At 34.2% G+C, this 1,348-nt stretch carries 2 protein-coding genes; both read right to left on the reverse strand.

Translation table 11 applies throughout. From position 1 onward, the window contains the following. Positions 1–8: 8 nt before the first annotated feature. Complete coding sequence (locus tag ACM55K_RS17455) at positions 9–875, reverse strand: IS3 family transposase (RefSeq protein WP_416851607.1); 867 nt, start codon at positions 873–875, stop codon at positions 9–11. Continuing rightward, a complete protein-coding gene (locus tag ACM55K_RS17460) occupies positions 875–1,309 on the reverse strand; it encodes a hypothetical protein (RefSeq protein ID WP_416851608.1) in 435 nt (144 codons plus the stop codon). The genes ACM55K_RS17455 and ACM55K_RS17460 overlap by 1 nt, the downstream gene beginning before the upstream one ends. Between the last annotated feature and the right edge of the window lie 39 nt (positions 1,310–1,348).

The following is a 1,348-nucleotide window of genomic DNA, read 5'->3' on the forward strand; positions in this document are numbered from 1 at the left end:
TACAATTTTTAAACAGTAGTAAGCAACAGTTTACTACTGTTTTTTATTTTATAGGTTCTCATTTTAATTTGTTTTTGTAGATGCATTTGATTCGGGGTCAGCATATAATTTGAATAATGTGGACGCTGAGTATTATAAGTACTAATGGCCTCTTTGACAATACGTTTCATAATATCTAAATGTTGATTGTATTTATCAATCATAAACTCTTGTTTCAAAATCCCGTTTATCCTCTCTGCCACCGCATTTTCATATGGATCAGAGTTCTGAGTCATACTAGTTATAATGCCGTTTTTATTCAAAACGCTTTGATAATCGTTAGCACAATATTGTATGCCTCTATCCGAGTGATGAATCAAGGATATTCCCTTGTTTTTTCTCTGTTTTATAGCTATTTTAAGAGCTCTGAGACTGCTTTCGGTGTTCATATTATCAGCAACATAATGTCCCATAATCTTCTTGGAATAAGCGTCTGTGACAATACTTAAATAACAAGGTCTCTCTCTTTTTCCAATATATGTTATATCCGATACCCAGACTTGTTCGGGTCTGTTTATTTCTAAATCAAGAATTTGATTCAGATGTTTTCTAAACCGATGATGCGAATTAGTGGTTATGTGATAAGAACGCTTTGGCTGAATCAATAAATGATTGGCTCTAAGTATATCAAAAAACTTATCCCTTCCAATGTTCAGCAATTGGAGTTTATCCGATAAAAGATAGTATAACTTCCTTGTCCCCAATCTGGGCATTGATTTCCTGATTTCAGTAACCATAGAAACTACTTCTGTAGCTTTGCTTTGTTTGCTGACTTTTCTTTTAATTTTTCGATAATAAACCTGTCTGTCTATCCCGAACAAATAACAGGCGAACACTATTGTTTGTTGTTCTTTTTGTCTAAAATGGTCGATTGTTCGGGTGGAGAGTTTTTTCTTATGTCGATTTTATATTCTTGCTCTGCAATATCAATCATCATATCGAAAATGATGGCTTTCTTGTCTGCTACATAAGCCTGTTGTTCCAAGAATGACTTTTGTTTTTCTAAGAGTCTTACTTTGGCTTCAAGCTCCATTATCTTTTGTTCGGGTGTCTTAGACATATTAAATGGCGTTTGGTTTTCCCAATCGAAGTTACCAAATTTTCTTAACCATTGAACAACGGTCTTTCTACATTGGATACCATATTTCTTGGTTGCTTCTGTTTCGGTAAGTTGTCCCCGTTCGATTTCTTGAACAATTTGCAATTTAAAAAACATCGAATAGTCTTTTTGGGTGCGCTTTAAATAGCGTGGTTCTTCTTGTTTTTCCATAAGGATACTTTTTGTGTATCACTATTTCAGGACGGGACA

It is taken from the genome of Flavobacterium arabinosi, from assembly GCF_048158725.1.
In the GTDB taxonomy this organism is placed as follows: Bacteria; Bacteroidota; Bacteroidia; order Flavobacteriales; family Flavobacteriaceae; genus Flavobacterium; species Flavobacterium arabinosi.

What these genes read in the sequence shown, in the direction of transcription:
- ACM55K_RS17460 (WP_416851608.1), bottom strand. Translation starts at nt 1,309, where the DNA reads ATGGAAAAACAAGAAGAACCACGCTATTTAAAGCGCACCCAAAAAGAC.